The organism is Pseudomonas sp. J380 (assembly GCF_009827115.1).
GTDB classification, from domain to species: Bacteria; Pseudomonadota; Gammaproteobacteria; order Pseudomonadales; family Pseudomonadaceae; genus Aquipseudomonas; species Aquipseudomonas paracarnis.
The window spans coordinates 2,816,755-2,836,092 of sequence record NZ_CP043060.1; the positions used below are offsets into that span (position 1 = coordinate 2,816,755).

Annotated in this window: 9 protein-coding genes; 5 read left to right on the forward strand and 4 right to left on the reverse strand. The window is 58.1% G+C overall.

All coding sequences use genetic code 11. The annotated features are described in order from the left end of the window. Nucleotide 1: 1 nt before the first annotated feature. The 5 genes from FXO12_RS12705 to FXO12_RS12725 all read left to right on the forward strand — a co-directional run bounded on the left by FXO12_RS12705 (nucleotide 2) and on the right by FXO12_RS12725 (nucleotide 6,329). Nucleotides 2-1,111: a mannuronate-specific alginate lyase gene (locus tag FXO12_RS12705; RefSeq protein WP_054898941.1), complete on the forward strand. Its 1,110-nt coding sequence runs from the start codon at nucleotides 2-4 to the stop codon at nucleotides 1,109-1,111. Between the two features lie 189 nt (nucleotides 1,112-1,300). Then, nucleotides 1,301-2,833: an MBOAT family protein gene (locus FXO12_RS12710; protein ID WP_057976163.1), complete on the forward strand. Its 1,533-nt coding sequence runs from the start codon at nucleotides 1,301-1,303 to the stop codon at nucleotides 2,831-2,833. A gap of 11 nt (nucleotides 2,834-2,844) precedes the next feature. Further along, complete coding sequence (locus FXO12_RS12715; protein WP_054921024.1) at nucleotides 2,845-4,017, forward strand: alginate O-acetyltransferase; 1,173 nt, start codon at nucleotides 2,845-2,847, stop codon at nucleotides 4,015-4,017. Between the two features lie 16 nt (nucleotides 4,018-4,033). Further along, a complete protein-coding gene (locus FXO12_RS12720) occupies nucleotides 4,034-4,690 on the forward strand; it encodes an alginate O-acetyltransferase AlgF (RefSeq protein ID WP_032893493.1) in 657 nt (218 codons plus the stop codon). A gap of 187 nt (nucleotides 4,691-4,877) precedes the next feature. Next, nucleotides 4,878-6,329, forward strand: coding sequence for a mannose-1-phosphate guanylyltransferase/mannose-6-phosphate isomerase (locus tag FXO12_RS12725; RefSeq protein WP_057976165.1), 1,452 nt, complete (start codon nucleotides 4,878-4,880; stop codon nucleotides 6,327-6,329). A 128-nt stretch (nucleotides 6,330-6,457) separates the two neighbouring features. Here the strand turns inward: FXO12_RS12725 and FXO12_RS12730 are convergent, their stop codons facing one another. The 4 genes from FXO12_RS12730 to FXO12_RS12745 all read right to left on the reverse strand — a co-directional run bounded on the left by FXO12_RS12730 (nucleotide 6,458) and on the right by FXO12_RS12745 (nucleotide 19,313). Continuing rightward, a complete protein-coding gene (locus FXO12_RS12730; protein ID WP_054898944.1) occupies nucleotides 6,458-6,922 on the reverse strand; it encodes a hypothetical protein in 465 nt (154 codons plus the stop codon). 321 nt (nucleotides 6,923-7,243) lie between these two features. After that, on the reverse strand, nucleotides 7,244-9,943 hold the full coding sequence (locus FXO12_RS12735) for an RHS repeat-associated core domain-containing protein (RefSeq protein WP_082631527.1): 2,700 nt from the start codon (nucleotides 9,941-9,943) through the stop codon (nucleotides 7,244-7,246). Further along, complete coding sequence (locus tag FXO12_RS12740) at nucleotides 9,940-14,475, reverse strand: SpvB/TcaC N-terminal domain-containing protein (RefSeq protein ID WP_057976171.1); 4,536 nt, start codon at nucleotides 14,473-14,475, stop codon at nucleotides 9,940-9,942. The genes FXO12_RS12735 and FXO12_RS12740 overlap by 4 nt, the downstream gene beginning before the upstream one ends. An 11-nt stretch (nucleotides 14,476-14,486) precedes the next feature. Beyond that, entirely contained in the window at nucleotides 14,487-19,313 is a 4,827-nt protein-coding gene (locus tag FXO12_RS12745) for a neuraminidase-like domain-containing protein (protein ID WP_087715931.1), read from the reverse strand. Nucleotides 19,314-19,338: the final 25 nt, after the last annotated feature.

A 19,338-nucleotide genomic window follows, 5' to 3' on the forward strand; every position in this document is an offset into this window, starting at 1 on the left:
TATGCAAAAGTTATTGCTCCCTACCCTGCTGGGCCTGGCCGTGTTTGCCGGCTCCGTGAATGCGGCCGCGCCGTTGCGCCCGCCCCAGGGCTATTTCGCACCGATCGAAGCGTTCAAGACCGGCGACTTCAAGAATGATTGCGACAGCATGCCAACGCCCTACACCGGGCCATTGCAGTTTCGCAGCAAGTACGAAGGCTCTGACAAGGCCCGTTCGACCCTGAATGTGCAGTCGGAAAAAGCCTTTCGCGACAGCACCGCCGACATCACCAAGCTGGAAAAAGACACCAGCAAGCGCGTGATGCAGTTCATGCGCGACGGCCGTCCACAGCAGCTCGAATGCACCCTGAACTGGCTGGTGTCATGGGCCAAGGCCGATGCGTTGATGTCCAAGGACTTCAACCACACCGGCAAGTCCATGCGCAAATGGGCATTGGGCAGCATGGCCTCGGCCTATGTGCGCTTGAAGTTCTCCGAGTCGCAGCCGCTGGCCAAGCACCCGCAGGAAGCCCAGCAAATCGAAGCCTGGTTCAACAAGCTGGCCGACCAGGTGGTGAGCGACTGGGACAACCTGCCCCTGGAAAAAACCAACAACCACTCCTACTGGGCCGCCTGGTCGGTGATGGCAACGTCCATCGCTACCAACCGCCGCGACCTGTTTGATTGGGCGGTGAAGGAATACAAGGTCGGCGTGAACCAGGTCGATGACCAGGGCTTCCTGCCGAACGAATTGAAGCGCCAGCAACGCGCCCTGTCGTACCACAACTACGCCCTGCCGCCGCTGTCGATGATCGCCAGCTTTGCCCTGGTCAACGGCGTGGACCTGCGCCAGGAAAACAACAGCGCGCTCAAGCGCCTGGGCGACAAGGTGCTGGCCGGGGTGAAAGACCCGGACATCTTCGAGCAGAAGAACGGCAAAGAGCAGGACATGAAGGACCTCAAGGAAGACATGAAATTTGCCTGGCTTGAGCCCTTCTGCACCCTCTACACCTGCGCCCCGGACGTGATCGAACGCAAGCATGGCATGCAACCGTTCAAGACCTTCCGCCTGGGCGGCGACCTGACCAAGGTCTACGACCCGGCGCATGAAAAAGGCAACAAAGGCAGCTAGTCGCTGATCGTTCCCACGCTCTGCGTGGGAATGCAGCACGGGACGCTCTGCGTCCCAAAGCGTGACGCACAGCGTCACAAGAGGCATTCCCACGTAGAGCGTGGGAACGATCACAACCTCCCCCGAAATCGTGGGGGGGTTTGGGGGGGCTCCGGCCCTTGACTGTTGGTTAAACATGGAGAGATCGGGATGGTTTTCTCGTCCAATGTGTTCCTGTTTCTGTTCTTGCCGATCTTTCTCGGCTTGTACTACTTAAGCGGGCAACGCTATCGCAACCTGCTGCTGCTGATTGCCAGCTACGTGTTCTACGCCTGGTGGCGAGTGGACTTCCTGGCGCTGTTCGCGGCCGTCACGCTGTGGAACTACTGGATCGGCCTCAAGGTCGGTGCCGCCGGTGTGCGCACCAAGCCGGCGCAGCGCTGGCTGTTGCTCGGCGTGGCGGTCGACCTGTGCATCCTCGGCTACTTCAAGTACGCCAACTTCGGCGTCGACAGCATCAATGTGATGATGAAGTCCGCGGGACTGGAGCCGTTCATCCTCACCCACGTGCTGTTGCCGATCGGGATCTCGTTCTACATCTTCGAGTCCATCAGCTACATCATCGACGTGTACCGTGGCGACACTCCGGCGACTCGCAACCTCATCGACTTTGCGGCGTTCGTGGCGATCTTCCCGCACCTGATCGCCGGTCCCGTGCTGCGCTTTCGTGACCTGGCCGACCAGTTCAACAACCGCACCCACACCCTGGATAAATTCTCCGAGGGCTGCACGCGGTTCATGCAGGGTTTCATCAAGAAGGTCTTTATTGCCGACACCCTGGCGGTGGTGGCCGACCATTGCTTCGCCCTGCAAAACCCCACAACAGGCGATGCCTGGCTCGGCGCGCTGGCCTACACCGCGCAGTTGTACTTCGACTTCTCCGGCTACAGCGACATGGCCATTGGCTTGGGCTTGATGATGGGTTTCCGCTTCATGGAAAACTTCAAGCAGCCGTACATCAGCCAGTCGATCACCGAGTTCTGGCGGCGCTGGCACATCAGCCTGTCCACCTGGCTGCGTGACTACCTGTACATCACCCTGGGCGGCAACCGCAAAGGCACCCTGACCACTTACCGCAACCTGTTCCTGACCATGCTGCTCGGTGGCCTGTGGCACGGCGCCAACATCACCTACATCGTGTGGGGCGCCTGGCACGGCATATGGCTGGCGATTGAAAAAGCCATCGGCCTGAACACCGCGCCGCGCAGTTTCAATGTGCTGCGCTGGGCCTTCACCTTCCTGCTGGTGGTGATGGGCTGGGTGATTTTCCGCGCCGAAAACCTGCACGTTGCCGGGCGTATGTACGGTGCGATGTTCAGCTTCAGCGAGTGGTCACTGTCGGAACTCAACCGCGCCAACCTTACCGGCCTGCAAGTGGCAACCCTGGTGGTGGCCTACGCAACCCTGGCGTTTTTCGGTCTGCGCGACTTCTACACCAACCGCCCTGCCGACAAGGCCAAGCCAGCCGACCCGAGCCTGATCAAGGCCGTACCCGGCGACAATCCTGGCAGCATCCACGAGCCCGGTTTCAGCGTGGGCCGTGACGCTGCCGTGCAACCGGCCTACTGGACCGCTGACTGGCCACGCTACGCCATGCGCGCTGCGGTGCTGCTGCTGTTCGTGGCGTCGATTCTCAAACTGTCGGCGCAGAGTTTCTCGCCGTTCCTTTACTTCCAATTCTGAGGGAGCCGACCATGACCCGTTCATTACGCGTCCTCTACATAAGCCTGTTCCTGGTGCTGCTGCTGGCACTGGGCGCCTGGTCACTGCGCAGCTTCTTTGGCTTCAGCACCAACGCCGATGCCACGGTGCTTAACGGTCGCTGGACCAAAGCCGTCGAGACTCACTACGACGACGAGTTCCCGATCAAGCGCCTGGGCACCAACCTGTGGGCAGCGCTGGACTACAAGCTGTTCAATGAAGGCCGCCCTGGCGTGGTGCTGGGCCGTGATCACTGGTTGTACAGCGACGAGGAATTCAACCCCGCCGTCAACGAAGACCAGAACCTGCAAGGCAACTACGCGCTGGTCGAAGGCGTACGCCAGAAGCTCAAGGCCCAGGGCATCCAACTGGTGATGGCGATCGTGCCGGCCAAGGTACGCCTGTACCCGGAGCACTTGGGTGAGGTGAAACCGGCGAGCATCCACGCCAACCTGTACCAGGACTTCCACGCCCGCGTGGCGGCAGACAACATCCCGGCGCCAGACCTGCTCGGCCCGCTGCAACAGGCCAAGCTCGCCGGCAAGCAGGTGTTCCTGCGTACCGATACCCACTGGACCCCGGACGGTGCCGAAGTCGCCGCCAAGCAATTGGCCAAGGCGATTGCCGACAAGACCCCACTGAGCGGCGAGCCGCAGCGTTTTGTCACCGAGGCCGAGAAAACCGAACCGCATAAAGGCGACCTGCGTTTGTTCCTGCCCTTGGACCCGCTGTTCGAAAACCTGATGCCACCTAAAGAGCCGCTGGAAAAACGTGTCACCCACCTGGCCGAAGAGAAAGGTGATGACGCGCTGTTCAGCGACAGCGAAACCCCGGTGGCACTGGTCGGCACCAGCTACAGCGCCAACCCCAACTGGAACTTCGTCGGTGCACTCAAGCAAGCCTTGCACAGCGACGTGGTCAGCTACGCCGAAGACGGCCATGGCCCGATCCTGCCGATGCTCAGCTATCTCAAAAGTGATGACTTCAAGAACAGCCCGCCCCAGGTGCTGATCTGGGAGTTTCCTGAACGCTATCTGCCCGTGAATAACGAAATCGGTGATGCCGACCCAGCCTGGGTTGCGCAGCTTAAACAAGCCGGTTCGCGCCAACAGAACATGGCAATCAACACATCTAAATCCGAGACGCCCGACCGGGCGCAAAACTGAAAGAGAGGTAACTCACATGACTTTCACTACTACTCCTCGTCGTCTCGCTAAAACCCTGGCTATCGCAGCAGGCTTGAGCTTCGTATCCCTGTCGGCCTTCGCTGCCGGTGATGCCGCCCTGTACGGCCCGACCGCACCAAAAGGCTCCAGCTTTGTACGTATCTACAACGCCAGCAACCAGGAAGTCAGCGCCACCGTCGGCAGCACCAACCTCAGCGACGTTGCGCCACTGGCCAGCAGCGACTTCAGCTTCATGCCGGGCGGCGACTACAGCGCCAAGGTCGGCAGCCAGACCCTGCCGGTCAAACTGGCTGCCGACCACTACTACACCCTGGTCAACAGTGGCAGCGGCCAGCCGCAACTGATCGAAGAACCGCCGTTCAAGAACAAGCAGAAATCCCTGGTGCGCGTGCAGAACCTCAGCGACAAGGCCCTGACCCTGAAAACCGCCGACGGCAAGACCGATGTGGTCAAGTCGGTGGCTGCCAAGGGCCGTGGCGAGCGTGAGATCAACCCGGTGAAAGTGAGCCTGGCGTTGTATGACGGTGACAAGAAAGTCGGCGATGTGAAGCCGGTTGCGTTGGAACGCGGTGAAGCGGCGGTGCTGTATGTCACCGGTTCTGGTTCGAGCCTGTCGCCAGTGTGGGTGAAACGCCCAGTGTCGACCCGCTGACTATTTCCCTGAGTTGACACGCCCCCTTGTGGGAGCTGGCTTGCCTGCGATGGCGGTCTTGTAGGCGCCATCGCAGGCAAGCCAGCTCCCACACTGACCGGGGCTCAACTCAGGACCGAGACAAAAACAAGAGTGAAACGACAAACCTTCGTAGCTCTGACCCAAACTGATTCAAGGAGAAACACCCATGATCCCAGTAATCCTTTCCGGTGGTAGCGGCTCACGTCTTTGGCCGCTTTCCCGTAAACAGTTCCCCAAGCAGTTCCTGGCCCTGACCGGCGAGCACACCTTGTTCCAGCAAACCCTGGAGCGCCTGGTGTTCGAAGGCATGGACGCCCCCATCGTGGTCTGCAACAAAGATCACCGTTTCATCGTCAACGAGCAACTGAGCGCACGCAAGCTCGACTGCCAGCGCATCCTGATGGAACCCTTCGGCCGCAACACTGCGCCGGCCGTGGCCCTGACCGCGATGATGCTGGTCAACGAAGGCCGTGACGAGCTGATGCTGGTACTGCCCGCCGACCACGTGATCGACGACCAGAAAGCCCTGCAACGCGCACTGGCCCTGGCCACCGTGGCCGCTGAGCGTGGCGAGATGGTGCTGTTCGGCGTGCCGGCCACCCGCCCGGAAACCGGCTACGGCTACATCAAGTCCACCAACGACTCGCTGCTGCCTGAAGGCGTGAGCCGCGTGCAGCAGTTCGTGGAGAAACCCGATGAAAAACGTGCAATCGAGTTCGTCAAAAGCGGTGGCTACTTCTGGAACAGCGGCATGTTCCTGTTCCGCGCCAGCCGCTTCCTCGAAGAGCTGAAAAAGCACGACCCGGATATCTATGACACCTGCGTGCTGACCCTGGAACGCAGCGAGCAGACCGCCGACACCGTAACTTTCGACGACTCCACGTTCGCCTGCTGCCCGGACAACTCCATCGACTACGCCGTGATGGAAAAAACCCAGCGCGCCTGCGTAGTCCCGCTGGCAGCCGGTTGGAGCGACGTGGGCTGCTGGGCGTCGCTGTGGGCGGTCAACGATAAAGACGCCAACGGTAACGTGAGCAAAGGCGATGTAGTGATCCAGGACAGCCGCAACTGCATGGTGCATGGCAACGGCAAACTGGTGTCGGTGATCGGCCTGGACAACATCGTGGTGGTGGAAACCAAGGACGCAATGATGATTGCCCACAAGGACAAGGTCCAGGGCGTCAAGCAGATGGTCAACACCCTCAACGAACAAGGCCGCAGCGAGACCCAGAACCACTGCGAAGTCTATCGTCCGTGGGGTTCCTACGACTCGGTGGACATGGGCGGGCGTTTCCAGGTCAAGCACATCTCGGTCAAGCCGGGCGCGTGCCTGTCGCTGCAGATGCACCACCACCGCGCCGAACACTGGATCGTGGTCAGCGGCACCGCCGAAGTCACCTGTGACGACAACGTGTTCCTGCTCTGCGAAAACCAGTCCACCTATATCCCGATCGCCTCGGTGCACCGCCTGCGCAACCCGGGCAAGATCCCGTTGGAGATCATCGAAGTGCAATCGGGCAGCTATCTGGGTGAAGACGATATCGAGCGCTTCGAAGATATCTACGGGCGCTCGACACCGGTTGAACGTGGCGTATCGGTGAAAACTATCGCGCAGTAAAACAGTCGTACAAGAAGCCCTCGCCCAGCCCATTGCGTCCCCTATCCGCAGTGGGTTGGGTGGGGGCTTTTCGGTTCAATGACCATCAAAACAGACAGAAAGCTCCTCGCGGGATGTCAGGCCTGTTTTTAACGAACCCAGTTACGCGGTGCAAACGCGTTGTAATTGCCGTCCTCCTTGGGTTCAGCATTTTTATACGTGTTCTTGCCGATTTTCTCCGCCGCTTTACCCCCCCACATCAGCGCCGAACCTGCGACTTTCGAGGAAACGCCACCTGAGCTTGCCATCTTCTTGCCGGCCACCTTCGCCATCCCGCCAACGAACGTCAACGCGGCCCCATAGGCTTTGTCTTTCGAACTGTCGGTGCTATGAAGTACTGAGGATGGCAAAACATGCGAACGAATTGTATCGCCGAGGCCTTGCAGCACAGTTTGCCGCAAGCTCGTAAGCCCCATACTTTGCATACGCGGCCCCGAGCGCGATTCGAGGGGGGCGGCACTCGCTTGCACGGGTCCTGCCTGGCTGGAGGCCTCCGCTGGTGCGGACACGCTGAGAGGGGTGGACAGGCTTACAGCGGCGTCTGAAATATTCATAAAAAACTCACATTGTATAAGTGCAACGTTGGGTTCCGTCGTTGATCAACCAAGCCTCCTTGCGCAAACTGTGTGGCAAGTTATTCAAACCGGTTCCCACATCGTCGGGTGCAATGACCTACGTTGACCCTTGCCCTCATCTTGCCGATCCTTGCGCCTACCACGACGCATTCGTGATGAGGTTTGACGGCCTCAGAGATTCATAGGATCCCTTCTTTTTCAGAAGATCCATGTCAGCTATGAGTGGGTTGGGTGGGGGCTTTTTATTTGGACTGTATAACGCCTGTACACAGTTACTCGCCAGGGCCCTTGCGGTTAACATTAAACTTGTTTGAAGTATCCCCGCTTTATCGTCGACAGTTTTGCCTGCTCCTTTATATGTGCGGTTTCCCCTTCCCAAGTAGCAGTACTGTGTCGCGCCATATATAATTTTGCGCCAAACTCATCTATAGGTTTCACACCGTTCGCCCCTACATAACCATTGAACTTTCGGGGAGATATAGTGCTATCCGACCATCGCTCAAGCCGGTTATCAGTCGGCTCCCCCCCCCAAAAATCTATCGGCCCTGGAATCGTACTTTCCAAGGTATCGTGCCCCTCCCGACTGGGATGAAACCCCGCCAACAAGTAGAAACCTGTAGCACTCATCGCTACGCCACTCGCTTCGACCCTTTGAATCGACTGTTCCTCAGCGTCATACGTCAACTCTAAAAGCAGCAGGGAACCGTAGCCTTTCCCCTCGGGCTTTGCATCAAACAAATGAACATCTGCAACTCGTTTCTCAGCGTCATCGCGCACCACATACTCTATATATCCATGAACGGAAGAGTTTTGTTCCTCACTACCATCAGGGTTGGCTCCCACGTAACTAATTCTGTTACTGCCATCTTGGAATGTTTGTCTGGTCACCAGTATATTGGCCGTGGCCGCGCCTCCGCTTGGCGGGATCCACACGTAAACTTGCGTCTCAGCGATGTGCGTAGATGATCGCTCTTGGATCACGCTGTTTTTTTTCAGCCAGGCTGGCAGCATTCTTTGAAATAGAGAGGGCGATGCCGACTTGTTGATCTCTTCTTTCGTAGGTACCAGACCTTCATCATCTCTGAGCAAAACCGGATTATTTCTGACCATTCTATACAGATTCAAACCGTCGATCCGTCCCGCCGGATCAGGGTTAATCCAACGCTGTAACCACGGCACGTAGTACCTGAACCCATAGTAATAAAGCCCCGTCGCATCCCGCTCCTTACCCGAATAACGCAACGTGCGATAACTCTGCTCGCTCGAGTCTCCCCTCTCAGTGAACGCCGTACTGCCAAACGGATGATAAGTCTCGCGGCTGATGATCCGCGCTTCACTGTCCAGCTCCAGCGAGCAGGACCCCAAATGATCGTTCAGGTTGTAGCGGTATTGATCATTGGCCAGTTGACGCGGCACCGCGCCCTCCCAGTGCAACACCTGCACCGTGGTGCGGCCGGCCTGGACGGTGACGACATACAGTTTTTCGTCATCAATCGTGCGGGTTTCCAGACCGGGTAAATAGCACGTCTCGCTGATCACCGTGCGGGCGTTGGTTTGTGCTGTGCGCACCTTGCGCTGGCGCATGCCGTCGGCACCGTAGACGTAGCGCTCGGTGTCATTGAGGCGCAACGTGCGCTCCACCATATGCACATGGCTCAGTTGGTTACGTGCATCCCAACTCAGTGTTCGGCACCGGTCCAACATCAACAGGTTGCCGCTGGCATCGAAGGCTTCGGCAATCTCCGCTTCGGTCGGTGGCCTCCCGCCCACCTCGGGCAGGCAGCGATTACTGTGCTTGGCCGCCGTCAACACACGCCCATGTTGCTGTGGGCCGTGGTGGATCAGCTCGAGCAAATTGCCGCCAGCGTCGTAGCGATAGGTTTGACGATAGTTAGCCACGGCAGCCGGATCCTCGAGATGAGCAGGCCCGCGATTAGCGCTGCCGCCCTCCCAGCCGGTGGCTTCGATCAACTGGTAAAGACTGTCGTAGGTATAGCGGTTGATCGGCTCGATGCGTTGGTTGGCAAAGAAGCGCACCGGCAGTGCCTTGTCTTCAAGGCTAAGGATATTGCCCACCGGGTCATAGACGTAGTGCAAATCCTGTAGCGGTTCGTCGCTAGGCCCGGCAGCGCTCAGACGGTTCAATCGCCCGTCTTTCGGGCAGTAATCAAACCGACTGGTGACCTGGTTGCCTGCCGTTTGCTGTTCTATCTGTCCTTGAGCGTTGTAGTGAATGTCATGTACCAGCCGCTGCGCGGCGGTCGCGTTTTTCAGCTGCAGCCAGGCCTCGCGCAATCGGCCGTCGATGGTGTGAGTGAAACGCTGCCGATTACCCTGCGCATCGGTTTGCTCCAGCACATTGCCCACCGGGTTGAACTGCAAAGTACTGCGAGCACCGGCTGCTTGTTCAAGCAAATCATCTCTCTCATCAAGGGGCAGTGGCCAATCGGGCATATCCAGGCTTTGCAGAAAGTGTTGATGCTGTTCCAGCACCGCGCCGGTCAAGCCGAACTCATTGAAATGCTGCGTTCCAGCCGGGGTGTCGTGGCGGATCAACTGGCCGCATTGGTTGTGCGCGGCATAGTGCGGCGACGCATCGGCGTAGTGATGACGTTCGACGCACGCAGCTTGCTCGAACACCGCCACAGGCCTTAGCAAACTATCGTATTCAACCTGTCGCTCATTACCGCGAGCGTCCCACGCTTGCACCTGTTCAGCCGCCTGCGTGAACAGGCTGACACGCCATCCTGCATCAACGCTGTGGGAGCCCAGTACCTTGCTGCCGAGCGAGTAAACCTGCGTCAGGTTGGCCCGCTCCACCAAACGCGGGTCCCACTCGGCCACGACTCGGCCCGCACCGTCGAAGCCACTACGACTGCTCCTTGCCTGCGCCTGCTCCCGCCCACTCTCACGCCAATAGCGCACCGTGCGCACCGTCAGCCCGCGAGGGTCGCTCACACTCAGGCCTGGGGTCTGCCGGTGCAGCGCAAGAGCGGTCATTGCAATGTCTTCCCCCGGGCCTCTTTCATCGCCATCACCTCTTCATAGGTGTCGTTTTCATCCTCGTAAATGCTGTACCAAGGCCAGTAGGTATGACGCCGCAGGTAGTCCTCCTTGGCGAGGACGGTACGAGTAGGACGGCCCAACGGGTCATAGAATTGTCGGTCGCTGTAACCGTGTTGCCTGAAGCTGACATCGTTGATGTAGCGATGATGATCGGCAAAATAGGGCCTGTAGATGCGCACAATCAGCCCCTTGTTGTTGTACTCGACCCGCTCGCTGACCCGCCAGCGCTCAACATCCTGTACCGTCACCGGCCGACAATTGCCGTCAAGCGCCAACGAGCCATCTTCCTGTACATGGTAGGCATAACCGCGCTCGACCTTTTGCTTGCTCTGCAAGGCGCGACCGAAACCGTCCCAACAGCTCAAGGCGACGCGGATTTGTTTTTCCGGATCGAGCGGGTAGCGATCAGCCTGCAAGGTAACGGCGTGAACAGGCTCGCGGCGCACCTGAGGGATCAAGCTCAACAGGCGTTGTCGCGCGGGCGTCAATGCATCGGATGGCGAGAGCAAACGGGCCGACACACGAATATGCCCGCTGGGTAGCAGGTCGCCCTGCGCTACGCATTCGTCCAGCCATTGGCGATCCTGCAGGTCGGCGTCAGGCACTCGGCCCATCCAACTGAACGGGTCGGCAAAGTGCGCAGTGGCGGCATCCTGCAACGCCGCGGCCGGTGCATCAATGATTTGGCCAGGTGTGCCGCCGAGTGGAGGACGGTAGTCATCGAGCGACGCAAAGCCCACGGGTTGACCACGTTCGGTGCCGAAAAAACTGGTGGCGATCACCTGGCCGAATGCCCCGTAAAGCACCTCCTGAGTGTTTTGATTGGGGTCGATAATGCGCGCCGGTTGCAGCAAGCGATAGTCAATCGAATCCACACGCGTCTCACAGCCGTCAGGTAGGCGTACCCGAGTATTCAGGCAGCCATAGGGGTCGTAACTCAGATGGGTCACACCATGACTGCGGGTTTGCTGCACGGTGATGACGTTATAGAAACCCGCGAGGCCGGCGTAGGTATTGAAACCGCGCTTGACCGACCACAATGGCGCTTGCGCCCCGTCGATGGACGGCAGAACCAGGCGCATTTTGTGGTACCCGACCTCCAGGAGTTTTTGCTCCAGGTCAAACGGCATTTCACCCTCGTCATTGCGCAGCAAGTCGTACGCCTTGAGCGCTGCCTCATCCAGCTCGGCAATTTCCAACTCATCGGCCAAGGCCAGGAACATGGCCTCTCCATCCGGTAAGGGGTGAACCCCGGACAAGTCCCGGTAGCGCTGCACCGACTGCCCCACCAGTGTTCGCTGAGCTTGGGGATTCAAGGGGTTTGCGGCGGTTTGCGCGATAAAGGCTTCATAGCTGATCGCGTCGGGTTGCAAGCCGTTGGGACCAGAGCCCTTACCCAGCACCAGCGCGTTGTCACGTTGCTGAAAAGGCAGGGCCAGGCGCCAGCCCTGTGGGTGTGTCAGGTGAATAAACCGCGCCAGGCTTTCACTCAGGTAGTAAACCTGCTGCGCCGAATCATGGGCATCACACCACCAGCGTTTCTGCGGTGTGATTTCATTCGGGTCCACCTGGCAGGCCGGATCATCCTGGGCCGTCAGGCGCCGGGCATAACTGACCCTGACGCCATGGGTCAGGCTGCCAAAGGCATCCCAGCGCAGGTTGATCCCGTGCTGGCACTGCGGGTCATCGACCTGTTGCTCGTACTGGTAGGCGATCGACTCCAACGATAACGCCAGCATCACCTTGTAAGGTGCGAATTGACCGCCTACTGGCCGATCCAGCACGCGTACCAGGTAGCGGTTTTGCTCGACGCTATAGGGGACGTCGCCTGCGTTGCGCCCTCCATAGGTTTCCACACGCAATACCTGGCCTGCCAGTGCTTGGAGCATGCCAGGCAACTCATCGGCCTGGGGTACGACAAGTTCATCGACACCGTCGGCTTCGTGATAATGGCTAAGCAAGGTTGCTCCCAAGGGGTGAGCGGCCAGATCACCGTTGAAATACTCATCGCACGCTGGGTCGATCACTTGTCCGACATGAAACCAGGTCTTGCGCAATACCGGCTCACTGAAACCCGACTCCGGTGATGCCTCGGCAGCAGTGTCGGTATCAGTCGCCAGGAGCAGGGCAAAACCTCGAAACGTTCGTACCTGTCCGTCGTAAAAACCTTTTCGATATTCGAACCGTTGCGTCAGCCGATTGCCCGTGATTTCGTCACATTGAACCTGCTCACTCACCACCGGCACGGGGAAAGGTAAACGACACACGGCCGGTTGATCGCTGGCGAGCAATTGCTGCTTTTCATCCAGCCACTCCTGGGCCGAACTGCGATATTTCACGCTCGCGGCGGCGCCTTGGTTGTTATTGGTGGCACATAACAAATAGGGTTTGGCTGCGACAAAGTCATACCGCCAATGCATGGGCGACATATGCGGCACCGTCAACACCAGGCTGGAGCAACCCAGCCCTTGCAAGTCAGCGGTACTCACCCGGCAAAATCTGTCATAGCGAACGTTTTTGGGCCAAGGAAGCTCGACGGCGTCGTCAAAGCCGTTGCCACAACGGTTCATGAACACCAGCGCGCACTCGGCTTTCAAGTAGACCAGGTCTGCGGCACCGGAGCCGTCCAGATCCGCGAGCAAGACCCGCGATGCATCGAACTCGTCATAAGCAAAACCCAGCGTGCTGAACCTGAACCCTTTACCAAAGCGGCCTCGCCCCAGGTTGGGCCAGCATTCAAGCCGGTCGTGGCGGATGCGGATCAGGTGCTGCTGGCCGCTGCCGAGCACGTCACTGAAGGCGACCAACTCGGTGGCGGCGTTACTGATCAACGGCAGATCATCCTCGCCTTCCTTGCGCTTAACCTGGGTGGCGGGGGCAAACCCCGCTTGCCGCTGGTTGGCATACAAACGTACGCTGCGCGGGCCGATCATCGCCAGGTCAGACAAGCCGCCCCCCATCAGATTGGCCAATTGCCCCTGGGGATGAAAAAACTCGTGAGGGAAGGCGTCCACGGTCGCGAAGTTCGACCAACTGCGGTCCGGGTTGCAGGTAAAAAAACCACACAGCCCAGGCTGGGCTACGACCCATTCAAGGCCGCCATCACCGGTGAGGTCGCTTAAAAACTGCCGGGGTGCTTGCAGGCGGTCAGCTATCGGAATCTCTGGCAACTCATGCCAATCGTCATAGGCCACGTCGTCAGGGTGGCTCGCCGCCTTGGCCCGCATAGGTGCGCGGTAATACCAGGCTTTATCGTCAGAATACAAAATGCCCGGAAAACCTTCGCCGTACAGGTCGACAAATTGATAACGCTGGCCGTCGTCAAGACCCGGCATCGTTTCAAATGGCTGATAGCGCTGGGGATCCGGTGCGAGCTCGAACGCGTTATAGATGAACTCCAACGGCGGCCGACTCTGTACCTTCCCGGCCCGGTCAATGGCTTGTTCATGGGCCGCATGCAGCAGGCTATAACCCAGTGACGATGGCCGATATTCAAGCAGTAGTCGGCGCACCAGCACGGGCGCCGACCCCATGTCTGGCTCATCGGGAAAGCAGTGGAACATCAGCACCTGCCGACACAGTTGTCGCGTCCTGAGCTTAAAACCATAGACATAGCTGGAGAACGGGTCGCTGCGCCCAGGCCATGCCTGGGTGGCCTCATAAGGTGGAGCGGTCATGAGGGCAGTAGGACGCTCACCATGATCGAACACCAGATGAAAATGCCATAGCACGCCTTGCCCAGCCTCAACGCGCCACGCATACAGCTGGTCATCGGCGAGCGCATTGCCGTAAAGCACCTTGCTCAAGTAACGCTGGGCACCTGCGTGATCGCCGGCCTGATAATGGTAGACAATATGCTCGCCACGCGGGTTGAGGCTTTCTTCGAGCAGCCACTCCCCCACACGCGCATCGACATCCGGGTCGGCACGTCGTGAAGCAGCGGTTTTGCCGTACAGGTGCAGATTGCCGTCCGCACTGTGAATCAGCCAGACCCCCCCCGGGTCGTCGGTATCGGACCAACGCTCGATCAGTGCAAATGCGCCTTCGGTGCGAGGCCAGTAGCGTACAACGGTGTAAGGCCCCACCGGCAAGCCGTTATAGGCCGTCTCGACCCTTGAAACCTCTGTACCCGTCATCGGGTTGCGTTCCGGCATCCAGGGCTCCCCATCCGGCCCCAGGATCACGTCTTCATCGGTATACGCCGGCACCCCTGTGGACGTTCGTCGAGTGATCGCATTGGGCGTCTTGCCCCAGCCTATTCCGAACGAGCTGTTGCCGTTGGTGCTGCTGTAACCCAGCGTCAGGTCCGGGGCAAAACCCCGCCCGGGGGAGATTGGCAAGGGCAGCTCGAACGATGCACCACCGCTGATACCGACCGGTCCCAGGCCGTTGCCGATACTCTGGATGGCGCCACCGCCCTTGGGCAGGGACGGCGCGGCGATTTGCAGCGACTCGTCATGGTTCACTATGCCTCCTCCTAGCCAGCCTTGGCCGTGTAGTGCAGCTTAAGGATGATGTCGGTCAGCGATTCGAACAGGCGGTTCCGCGCCGCAACGTCAGTCGAGGTGAATTCCAACGCCCAGCTTGAAATAGCGCCCGTACCCTCAAAGGGCAAATAACGCTCATCGTCGAAACTGAAAGTGAACAGCCCATCGTCATCCACCCCGCCAGACAAAACGATTTGCTGGCTGGCCCGCAGGTTTTCCTTGAGGGTGTCGCCTATCTGCACGGCACTGTAGGTTTGGGTCAAGGTGGCGTGAATGTCTTCGTAGGGCCCCAGGACCACAGGCAACGACACGCTGATACGTTTGATCCGGCGCACGCTATGCCCAGGGTAATTGCTGTCGAACATGGGCTGCGTCAGCTGGAAATCGACGCGGCAGTTGTCTATCAGGCCAAGCTTGATGGTGTCCCAGTCCTGATTGATGGCGGAGGTCGGATCCTTGTCCTTGAGTTGGCGCAGGGACACCGTCTTGGTGATCTCCAGCCGTCGTTCATTGCGACTCAGGTACGCCGAATCCATTTTCAATAAGGACAACTTCAACGCCTCGCCGGCGCTCAAGCCTCGGTAGCTGTCCTTCCAGACGCCCGCCTGAATAAAGCGCGTGCTGAAGTCGGCGAGTTCAAATTGCCAACAGGCTTCGGCGGCCAGACACAGCGCCAAGGTGGCATCGTAGGCCTGGTAATAGAAGGTCGCGAACTGGCCGTTGAGCCATTGATAGAGTTGCGCATTGCTAAAACGGGTGCGCAGAAAATCATAGCTGGCCAACGCCTGATCCTGGGCGACGCGGGCCTGGTTCAATTGCAGGGTGGTGGCGCGGGCCTGTGCTTCAAGCACCTGCATTTGTGCCTCGATCTGGGCAATTTCCAGCGTGGCTTGGTCACGGGCTTGCATCCATTCCTGGTGGCGGCGGCGGAAGTTTTCAGCGCGGTCCGTCGCCTCCGCAATGGTATGGAGCATCGCCGCCCTGGCTGAAGAATAGGCACTGACCATTTCGGCGACGCCCTCCAGGCGCCATCCCCCGGAGGACGCTATGGCAACGGCACCATTAGTCAAACCCGCGTGAGCCCCGCCGCCGCCGCCAGCCGAATTGGGGGGGGCCTTCAGGCCACTGCCAACGGCATTGGCCACCTGACTGATGTTGTCCAACACCCGCCCTTCCAAGTGCAGCGCTGCAGCAGCTTTTTCACCGGCATTCACCACTTCATCGGCCAACTTACGGTAGAAATCCAGGCGCCCCTGAGCCAGCGCCTTACTCGCCTCCAGTGCTTTTTTCTGCTCAAGGTCAATCGCTTGTGCCTGTTGTTGCAGGTCCACGGCAAACTGGGCGAACTCCCAAGCCTGGTGGTATTGCAGCTCCTGCAGTTGCGCCTGTTCCTTGCGCTCGATCAATGACAACAACGTATTGCCAAATTGGATCAGGGTTTCCACAGCACTGCTGGCACGGTTGTGCATCACACTGTAGCGATAAGGTGGCACCTCCTGGGCCAACAACCGCGCGGCACCACCGGAGGCCGCGCCCTGACCGAACGCCGCCAGCAGATCGCGCGGGTTCAAGGGGGCGGCAAACAAGGGCAGCATCAGCGGCTTGCCGTCCAGCGTACGGTTGTTACGCAGGTTGTCCAGGCGCGCCTCGGCGGTATCCCAGTTCTGGACCAACTCACGGTTGAAGGGCAAGCGCAGGTATCTGTTATCCAGATCAAGCAGGGTAGGGTCGGGCGCGAAAGTGCGCAGGTACAGCGGCGGTTCGGCGAAGTGGTAGAGCGACTCGCCATCGTTGGCCGCGGCACTCTCTTCGCGTAGTTGGTCCTGCCGGATCAGGCGCTGTTCGAACTCGCGCAATTTTGAGTTGGTGGCGTCGCTCAGGGTTTTCAGGGGGATCGGTTGCCAATGGTCCACCACGTTGATATCAGGGCGCGGCCCCAGCAGGTCAAGCACGCGCACGTACCACAGCTTGGCCGCTACGAGGCTGTCGGGGGTCAGTTGCCGGTAGGCGGCGTCACCCCGGTCCAGCAGGTTCTTGATGTAGAACATGTAGATCGCCTTGCGATAGCGCACCGGGTGGCTGCTAGCGATACCGTCCGGATCGGCGGGTTTGCGCGACACGTAGTCCATTTCTACCGGGTCATCCATCAAAGGCCGTACGTTCCAGTAGGCCGGACGGCCCTTCTCGTCTTTTTTGCGCGAAGGGTCGAAGATAAAGCCCAGCCACTGTTCGGCGCCTTCGAAGTTTTGCTCCTGGTTCAGACGGTGGCTGACCATGAAAGGCAGGTGCAGGAACAACTCCCAGAAATACAAGCCGTTGGCACCGTGAAAATCCATCTGGTTAATGGCCGCTGGTGGATTGAGAGGGGGCTCTTCAAGGAGCTGAGTATCCCAGGACAGCAGGTTTTCCAGGGCGATATTGGCGCGGTTGATCAACTCGCGTGCAAACAATGTATTCATGCGGATGGGTTGGCGTGGAGCGGTGCCGGCATCGTTTAGCTTGATGCCAGAGTTGGTGAAATCGATGAATTCGGCGATGCCCAGAGTTGGGCTGGCACGGGTGTTGATGCGAGGGGCGATCAGCGGTGTGGTGACTTGCGCGACAAGCTCCAGTTCTACGTAGGTCATTTTCAGGGCATGTCCCAAAACCTGCCAGGTGGTACCGTTGAACACCTTGATACCATGGATAATCGGAATTTTTTTTGAGCCGATGGGCCAGGCTCCCGGCCAGTCAGGCAACAGGGTTTCAGGGTTAATGGGGAGCTTTAATGTATGGGTGTCGGGTGGATTTATTACTGCGAATCCACCGGAGTGCCAAAGTGACGCCGCGCCAGGATTAGCTGCCATCGGATCACTCAGATTCAGAGGTCGCAGAATAACGTGCTGAAAAACATAAGTAGGGGGCCTTATAAACTCCTGGACCTCAGCGTGACGGAATCCAGCAGGCCAATCCGTCTGCACTGTTTTTAATACTAAACCGGTGTGCATCAAATAATCACGCACCAGCACAGCAATCTTAGAAGATATTGATATAAAACCATTTGCATCCGGCAGACCAAGAGTACAATGATGAACATCATATGTGTCACACAAGAAATAAGACAATAACCCGCTTCCAACGTATCCATTAGTACGAGAAGATATCAAACTAACCCTACACCTCCCCCCACCACTAAACTGCGAACCACTCAACACTTGAATTCTAGAACCGTTCAAAAGCGTCTCATAGCCCGCCGTTTGGTTTGCGGGCAAAACCATTTCAAGCTTATATCTATCTTGCGTCTCCGAATCAAAAGCCGTTATAGAAAACGTCACATCCGGAGGCTTTGAAAATACAGCTGATATTTTAGATTTAAAGAACACTTCCCCTGTAGACTTATCATAAGTAACATCATCCCCACGGGAAGGGCTAACAATCGAAACCTGCCTCTCTTCAAAATTCCAGTTATCCAGCTCTTGATGCGGTCGATGCGACTCGACACTTTTCAGCGCTATACTAAGCTCAGGCACTTTGAACTGAAACCGCCCTTTATTATCCTGAGCAAATAACCGTCCCACCCTCAAGACATGGGGTGCCTTGATCTCCTTTCGAGTTCCGATACTGGGCACATACCCACGATTGGGAAACAGCGCCGTTACATTAAAATTTTTATCGATCATTGCCGTTTTTAGAAACGCATATTGATCCGCCGCACCATCCGTCGCATTACCTGCGGTATACCCCATATACATCGCCACAAACATCGACTCCGGCATTGTCGAACTGTCGGCCACGGCAATGCTCTCAACCTGCTCCGCCAAGTCCATAGTCTTGAACAACGGTGACCCACTCCAGGCTTCAATGACGGTTTGCGGCATACTCCAACTGTCGTCGTACTTCTTGTAGACCATGTTCAAACGCAACATCGGGTTACTGTGTACTTTGATAACCGGTGAGCCCGGATCTGGCGGTATGGGGGTACCACCTGGGCGATAACCTTCTTCAACCGTCATCTGAGCAGGGTCGTTATCCACGCACTCCACCCACAATACAAACAGGCGGTTATTGAACAACACTGGCCTGATGGTGCGCTCAATCGCACTGGCCGAAATCGGCAAGTTAGCCTTGTGCCAGTCTGACCACGCCCCCGGCTGCGGATAATCGAACTTTGGCCGGTTGGGATCCGTGCCGTTGAGGTTCATGTAAGTACGCTGGGACATATCCACCGAGCGCCAGTAGTACACACTCTCGGCCCGGGACTTGCCGATAAAGTAATACATGCCATTCTTGAAATCGGTGGTATTGATGTAACCATTGATAATCGTCAGGTTGGCCACTTCCTCAAAGCTCGCCAGATAAGACAGCACCGCTTCCTGAGTGGTGTCGATCTCGATCTTGTTCTGATTGAGGTCGTTTTCCAGTTGTTGGAAATACGTTGATTTGCTCAAGCGCAACGAGGGGTCGATATACAGTTCCGGGTAATAGCTCAACTGCTGGTTGGCCGCCCAGATGGGGTATTGGCAGTCGATCTCGCGCCACTGCCTGATCAGGTGATCTTCCATCACCTTGGTTTCATAGCCCGGCTCCATGCCCATCAGCGCGGCATTGATGTATTGCTGAATACTGGCGATGGCCGAGGCCACCGGGCTGGTGGGCACGGCCTGGCTGACCTGCACATCCAGCAGCTTGTATTGGTAGAGGTCGTTGGCGGTCTTGATTTTGTCGCTCAACTGGGCGTCGACAAACTCCGCTGCGTTCGGTACCACCTCATCCAGATAGTAGGCAACCAGGGCATCGCGCAGGGTTTCGTTGAGCTGGCTATCGATTGAGCTGGACATGCTCGCTCCTTATTCATCGTAAAAG

Bases quoted from the DNA above. Each gene is read 5' to 3' on its own strand.
- FXO12_RS12730 (WP_054898944.1), bottom strand. From the start codon at position 6,922: ATGAATATTTCAGACGCCGCTGTAAGCCTGTCCACCCCTCTCAGCGTG.
- FXO12_RS12745 (WP_087715931.1), bottom strand. From the start codon at position 19,313: ATGTCCAGCTCAATCGATAGCCAGCTCAACGAAACCCTGCGCGATGCC.
- FXO12_RS12735 (WP_082631527.1), bottom strand. From the start codon at position 9,943: ATGACCGCTCTTGCGCTGCACCGGCAGACCCCAGGCCTGAGTGTGAGC.
- FXO12_RS12710 (WP_057976163.1), top strand. From the start codon at position 1,301: ATGGTTTTCTCGTCCAATGTGTTCCTGTTTCTGTTCTTGCCGATCTTT.
- FXO12_RS12720 (WP_032893493.1), top strand. From the start codon at position 4,034: ATGACTTTCACTACTACTCCTCGTCGTCTCGCTAAAACCCTGGCTATC.
- FXO12_RS12705 (WP_054898941.1), top strand. From the start codon at position 2: ATGCAAAAGTTATTGCTCCCTACCCTGCTGGGCCTGGCCGTGTTTGCC.
- FXO12_RS12715 (WP_054921024.1), top strand. From the start codon at position 2,845: ATGACCCGTTCATTACGCGTCCTCTACATAAGCCTGTTCCTGGTGCTG.
- FXO12_RS12725 (WP_057976165.1), top strand. From the start codon at position 4,878: ATGATCCCAGTAATCCTTTCCGGTGGTAGCGGCTCACGTCTTTGGCCG.